The organism is Phenylobacterium sp. (genome assembly GCF_028290885.1).
In the GTDB taxonomy this organism is placed as follows: Bacteria; Pseudomonadota; Alphaproteobacteria; order Caulobacterales; family Caulobacteraceae; genus Phenylobacterium.
This window is the reverse complement of the sequence record NZ_JAQGIZ010000304.1, coordinates 1-5,125: the sequence shown is the minus strand read 5'-3', so window position 1 is coordinate 5,125 and position 5,125 is coordinate 1. Positions and strand designations below refer to the sequence as shown.

Below are 5,125 nucleotides of genomic sequence, written 5' to 3'. Positions count from 1 at the left end.
TGCGTCGAGGGCGCCCACGACTCCCACCTGGCCGCTCGCCTCGACGCGTGGGAAGCCGGGGTGGTGAAGCTGCAGACCAGCAACGAGGAGTTCTACCGCTACTACCGCCAAGCCGTCGCCGACATGGCCGCGCTGCGCCTGCCGTTCGAGGGCACGGACCACATGCAGTTCGTGCCGGCGGCGGGCGTCCCCTGGTTCGTGTGCCTGTTCGGCCGCGACAGCCTGATCGTCTCGCTGCAGAATGCGATGATCTATCCGGACTTCGCGCGCGGCGCCCTCGACGTCCTGGGCCGGTATCAGGCCCACAAGCGCGACGACTGGCGCGACGCCGAGCCCGGCAAGATCATGCATGAGCTGCGGACCGGCGAACTGGCCCACTTCAAGCTGATCCCGCACACCCCGTACTACGGGACCGCCGATGCGACGCCGCTCTACCTGATCGTCCTGCACAGCGCCTGGCGCAGCACCGGCGACAACGGCCTGCTCGAACGCTACCTGCCGGCCGCCGAGCGCTGCCTGGCCTGGATCGACCGGTATGGCGACCGCGACAACGACGGCTTCCAGGAATACCAGACCCGCTCGGAGGCCGGGTACGAGAACCAGGGCTGGAAGGACTCCGGCGAGGCGCTGGTCTATCCCGACGGGTCGCTGGTGAAGGGTCCGAAGGCGCTCTGCGAACTGCAGGGCTACGTCTACGACGCCTGGCTGCGCATGGCCGACATCTACGACGCCCTGGGCCGGAAGGCCAAGGCCGGCCGGTTGCGCCGCAAGGCCGCCGAACTGTTCGAGCGGTTCAACGACGTCTTCTGGGACGAGGCCAGCGGCTTCTACGCCTTCGCCCTCGACGGGGAGAAGGCCAAGGTCATGAGCGTCACCTCCAATCCCGGCCACTGCCTCTGGTCGGGCATCGTGCCGCCGGACCGCGCGGCCCGGGTGGTGAAGCGGCTGATGGCGCCGGACATGTGGACGGGCTGGGGGATCCGGACGTTGTCGTCCGACCATCCGGCCTACAATCCGAACTCCTACCAGAACGGCTCCGTCTGGCCCCACGACAACGGCCTGATCGCGCTGGGCTTCAGGCGATATGGCTTCGTGGAGGAGGCGGCCCACGTCGCCCGCGGCATCAGCGGCGCGGCGTCCTACTTCCAGCAGCACCAGCTTCCCGAGCTCTATGCGGGCCTGTCCCGCTCGCCCACGACCTTCCCGGTGCAATACCTGGGCGCCAACACACCACAGGCGTGGGCGGCGGGGTCGTGTTTCTCGTTCCTGCAGATGTTCCTGGGCTTGCAGCCCGATGCACCCGACGGGGTGCTGTACCTGGATCCGGCGCTGCCCGACTGGATGCCGGACCTGGTCGTGCGTGACGTGCGCCTCGACCGGCTGTCGTTCGACCTCCGCTTCTGGCGCGACGGCCCGGCGACGCTATGGGAAGTGCTGAAAGGCGACCGCAGCCGCGTTCGGCCGCTGGCCTTTGCCTCGGGTCCGGCGCTTGCCTGCACGTCGTCGTCCGTGTCGGCCGCGTAGCGCCGGCGGCGCCCTGGACCTGCGCAAGGAGCCTTGAGCAGCGCGGCTCAGCGGGGCGGGGCGACCTTCTTCAGCGATTCATGGAGCGCCTGTTCGGGTGTCCAGCCCTCCAGGAGCTGGTCGGGATCGGCGATCTTCAGGCCGGTGACGGCGTCGATCACCACCCGTTCGGGCCGGTTGTTCCTGATCACCTCGACATCGTAAGCCAGCACCGCGTTATCGCCCGTCAGGGGCTTGGCGATCCCGGCGTCCACCGCTGGAGCATCGGCGATCTCCTCGGCCTTCAATACCGCGTCGGCCAGGTGCAGCCTGGCCTTTTCGAGGCTCCTGGCGTCGGCCTTGAGCACCCAGCTGGCCATCCAAGCGGGGATCTCGGTCTCGGCGATCACCGCCACCCGGTTCGAGGGGATGTCGATCCGCAGATGGCTGAAGGCGCGGTTTTTGGCCACCACAGCGTCGAAGCCCGGGACTCCATGATGGGTCCGGAACCGGATTTCCAGCACCCGCCCGCCGCTGAACTTCTCGGCCGCGACGACGGCCAGCGGCAGGGTTTCCTTGGTCACAAGTTTCCAGGGATTGTCGACCGGCGCCACCGCGGCCGGTTGGGCGTGGACGGGCGTCCAGTGGCCGGCGGCCGGCAGCGCAACGGCCGTGGCCGTCGCGATCAAAAGCGCTCTGAACATCTCTACCCCTTCGCTTTCCGCCTCCGACCGCAGCCATGGTGGCGGTCGCAACCGCCGCGCGCCCTGACGACGGTCAGCTTTTGGCGCGAGGGCCCGCGTGGGCGGCCAGCATGAATCTCCGAAGCTCTCGAGGCGGGACCCTCGACATGCAGCCGGAGACAATCGTGCGCGATGACGCAGATCAGTTTTCCGTCAGGCCGCAGGCTTCCCGGACGGAGCCCAAGGTCCGCGCCCCGGCGCTAAGGCGCAGCCTCCGCCAGAGCGAGCTCGTCAGCCGTCAGATCAGCCGGAAATCAGCCACTGGGTGACGTAGATGTGGGTTTTGCGCGCCAGTTCGGTGGGGCCGGTGAAGTAGAACTCACTGCCGGAAAACGTGCGACGCTCACGCCACCGCAACTCACCCGTGTCTTCCGTCATCAAGGTTTGCCGCAGCTCGCCGCTCCTCGCCTTCGGAACAAACGACATAAAAGTTGCTTCGCTCATCTCACAAACTCTCAACACCCCCGATCGGGATAAGGTCGCGAGTCTCGAAGCCTGCCAAGAGATACTGTTGTGACGCTTGTTTTTCGACCCATCGGGCGCTACCCCGCGTAGCGACGCCGCCTTCTTGTCGTCACGACTAGTGGGAAGATGACGGCGTCCGCGGCCCGGGCGCGCCGCGGTCGCCAGGCAGGTCAGAATGATCGCTCGTTCGTAATTTGCGCCCCGTCGATCACCGCGCACAGCATAGAGTCAGAATGCAGGATTTCATTGAGCTTCAGGGCGCGTCCGGGGCGTCGTATCGCTTCCGGCGTCGGCCGGAGGGCGCATCGCATCTGCCGAGCGCAGGAAACTACGTCCTCGTTCAGGAGACCGGCGCGGGATTCAAGGTGTTGACCGTCGGCGCAGCGCTCGACCTCTCCCTGTTGCGGCCTCCAGCTCAGCCGCGCGCGGGCCGCCGGGCGAAGCACCTGTTCACCAGGCTGAACGTTGTACGAGCGGTTCGCTCACTGGAGCATGAGGACCTCGTGGCAAGCTACCGTCCGACCGAGGTGGTCAGCGAAGCGGACTGACGCGGAATGAGGCCCTGAGCCGACCGCCTCTTGACGGTGGGATCGTCGCCGCGGAACATGGCCTATCGTTCACCGCGTCTCGCGGTGGGCCGTGGGGTGCCGCCCTGCGGTAGATTGAACGCCCTGGCTCCGGCCGGCGCGGGATATCTGCTGCGGGGCGCCGTCATTTGCGAGACGGACCCGTGCGCTCAGCTCCCACGACACTCTCCGCCGCGGAGATCAGCCGCTTCCACGACGAAGGATATCTGATCGTCAGGCGTGCGTTCTCGCCCGACGATGCGCTGGCCATGCAGCATGAGTGGTGGTCCGAGCTGTCAGAGGCTCACGGCATAAGGCGCGACGACCGCGCCACCTGGCGCCCGATCCTGGGCGATCTGAAACGCGCCAAGCACAGCCCCATCCAGCAGAGGATCGCGACGCCGCGCGTCCGCGGGGTGATCGACGACCTGCTGGGGGCGGGCAATTGGCGGCCGCCCCGCGACTGGGGCCGCGCACTCGTTACATTTCCGCAGCCCGGCGCGTGGGATGTGCCGACTGAACTCTGGCACTGGGACAGTCCTTGCGGTTGGCACAGCAACGCCCTCAACGCCCTTTTCGTCGTCAGCTTCGTCGGGTCGGTGGCGGCGCGCAGCGGCGGCACCCTGCTGCTCTCGGGCTCCCCGCGCTTGCTGATGCGGCAGGAAGCCGCGCTCGCGTCGGACGAATGGCAAGGCGACGCCGCGACCCGTCGCGACCTCTTCCATCGCTCGCATCCCTGGCTCATGGCGCTGGCCGGCAAGGCTCCGTCGCCTCCCGACCGGATTGCGTCCTTCATGGAGGTCGAAACGGAGATCGACGGCGTGCCGGTCCGCGTCGTCGAACTGACCGGCGAACCCGGTGACATGGTGTTTTGCCACCCGACCATCGTGCACTGCGGCGGGCCGAATTGCGGCGCGCAACCCCGTTTCATGCGCATAAGGCAGCAGGTCATGACCCATACGGGTCGAACGCTTCTCAGCCGCTCAATGCACCCGCGGTCGGGCGCCATCGACGTTGGCAGGCCGCCGCCACGCAGCGATCGTTCGTCACCGCGGCATTAACCTTTTCCACATCAGCGCCAAAGGCCTGGCCGAGCGGCGCTGTCTGGGCGGTCGCCGGCGCGTCGGTCATGCGCCTAGCTATAGCGGTGAGGCGACGCGTTTCAATATGCGGTTGTGGCGCGGTGGCCGGCCGATTGCCGGTCGAGGCGGGGAGGTGTCAGATGGCCGGCGACATGGTCCGTCCTTGGCTCATCCTGATCGCCCTGACGCTGAGTGTCGCCGCTGCGGCCCACGCGGCGCCGGCGTCCCGCACCGAGGTCGCCATCCGCGAGGTGCGGCTGAGCAACGGCGCACGGCGCTACGCCGTGCCGATCAGCATTGGCCGCACCGCGATGCTGGTCAGCCTCGACACCGGCTCCACCGGCCTGCGCATCCTGCCGGGCGCGCTGGGCCCAGCCGACGCCACGGCCAGCGCCGAGCCGGAGAGCTACGGCTACGCGTCCGGCTCGCGCTACGAGGGCGTGGTGGGCGAGGCGGCGCTTGTCATGGGCGACGCCAGGGGGACCGCGCCGGTCCACCTGATCAGGTCCATCGGCTGCTACGCCTACCTGCCGCGCTGTCCGGCCTCGCGCACCACGCTCCCGCAATACGGCATCGCCAGCGACGGCCTGCCGGGCGAGGGCTTCAAGGCGATCCTGGGGATCGACATGGCCCCGGGCCGGGTCGGCAATCCGCTGCTATCGCTGGGCGTGCGGCGCTGGATCGTCGAGCTGCCGCGGCCGGGCGAGGGCGACGGCCGGCTGATCCTCAATCCCAGCGAGGCGGAGAGCCAAGGCTACGCCATGGC

At 68.2% G+C, this 5,125-nt stretch carries 6 protein-coding genes; 4 read left to right on the top strand and 2 right to left on the bottom strand.

Features of this window, described 5'->3' with window-relative positions; translation table 11 throughout:
* Positions 1 to 1,524, top strand: a 1,524-nt coding sequence (locus JWP28_RS20000) for an amylo-alpha-1,6-glucosidase (RefSeq protein ID WP_299545613.1), incomplete at its 5' end; no start/stop codon positions are given.
* Between the two features lie 47 nt (positions 1,525 to 1,571).
* Here JWP28_RS20000 and JWP28_RS19995 read toward each other — a convergent pair.
* Together JWP28_RS19995 and JWP28_RS19990 are read right to left on the bottom strand one after the other, a co-directional pair.
* Complete coding sequence (locus tag JWP28_RS19995) at positions 1,572 to 2,207, bottom strand: PepSY domain-containing protein (protein ID WP_299545612.1); 636 nt, start codon at positions 2,205 to 2,207, stop codon at positions 1,572 to 1,574.
* Between the two features lie 282 nt (positions 2,208 to 2,489).
* Complete coding sequence (locus JWP28_RS19990; protein WP_299545611.1) at positions 2,490 to 2,690, bottom strand: hypothetical protein; 201 nt, start codon at positions 2,688 to 2,690, stop codon at positions 2,490 to 2,492.
* Positions 2,691 to 2,944: 254 nt separating this feature from the next.
* Here JWP28_RS19990 and JWP28_RS19985 point away from each other — a divergent pair, with 254 nt between their 5' ends.
* From JWP28_RS19985 to JWP28_RS19975, 3 genes are all read left to right on the top strand, one after another.
* On the top strand, positions 2,945 to 3,259 hold the full coding sequence (locus tag JWP28_RS19985) for a hypothetical protein (protein WP_299545610.1): 315 nt from the start codon (positions 2,945 to 2,947) through the stop codon (positions 3,257 to 3,259).
* A 182-nt stretch (positions 3,260 to 3,441) separates the two neighbouring features.
* The gene (locus JWP28_RS19980; protein ID WP_299545609.1) at positions 3,442 to 4,338 is read left to right on the top strand and encodes a hypothetical protein; all 897 of its coding nucleotides are present in this window, start codon (positions 3,442 to 3,444) and stop codon (positions 4,336 to 4,338) included.
* A gap of 161 nt (positions 4,339 to 4,499) precedes the next feature.
* On the top strand, positions 4,500 to 5,125 hold a 626-nt coding region (locus JWP28_RS19975), incomplete at its 3' end, for a hypothetical protein (RefSeq protein ID WP_299545608.1).

Excerpts from the sequence above, each read along its gene's own strand:
- JWP28_RS19985 (WP_299545610.1), top strand. The coding sequence starts at position 2,945 with ATGCAGGATTTCATTGAGCTTCAGGGCGCGTCCGGGGCGTCGTATCGC.
- JWP28_RS19990 (WP_299545611.1), bottom strand. The coding sequence starts at position 2,690 with ATGAGCGAAGCAACTTTTATGTCGTTTGTTCCGAAGGCGAGGAGCGGC.
- JWP28_RS19995 (WP_299545612.1), bottom strand. The coding sequence starts at position 2,207 with ATGTTCAGAGCGCTTTTGATCGCGACGGCCACGGCCGTTGCGCTGCCG.